Below are 595 nucleotides of genomic sequence, written 5' to 3' on the forward strand. Positions count from 1 at the left end.
CCCACTTCACCACCGAGGGCACCGAGAACATCCAGCGCTTCCTGCGCGACCTGGTCGGCTTCTACGTCATCATGGAGGGCATCTTCTTCTACGCCGGCTTCGCCATGAAGCTGGCCCTCAAGCGCCAGAACAAGATGGTCGGCATCGGCGAGCAGTTCGAGTACATCATGCGCGACGAGTCCATCCATCTGGCCTTCGGCTGCGACCTGATCAACACCATCAAAGTCGAGTTTCCCGAGGCCTGGACCAAGGAATTCCGCGCCGAGATCGAGCAGCTGATCGACAAGTCCGTCGCCTTGGAGCAGCGCTACGCCTACGACGCCTGCCCCGAGGGCCTGCTGGGCATCAACGCCGACCAGTTCGCCGAATACGTCGAGTACATCGCCGACCGCCGCCTCGCCCGCCTCGGCCTGCCCAAGCGCTACCACCGCGACAACCCCTTCCCCTGGATGTCCCAGGCCACCGACCTGTCGAAGGAGAAAAACTTCTTCGAGACCCGGGTGACCGAGTACCAGATCGGGGCGTCGTTGGATTGGGATTGAGGAACGTCAGGGCAGCGGCTGCCCGGGCACCAGGCGCAACAGAAAGTCTTCGC

1 protein-coding gene is annotated in these 595 nt (G+C 62.9%); it reads left to right on the top strand.

Features of this window, described 5'->3' with window-relative positions; genetic code table 11:
* Positions 1 to 542: ribonucleotide-diphosphate reductase subunit beta (locus GY769_04175; protein MCP4201111.1), on the top strand; the 542-nt coding region annotated here is incomplete at its 5' end.
* Positions 543 to 595 lie beyond the last annotated feature (53 nt).

It is taken from the genome of bacterium (assembly GCA_024224155.1).
Lineage (GTDB): Bacteria > Acidobacteriota > Thermoanaerobaculia > Multivoradales > JAHEKO01 > CALZIK01.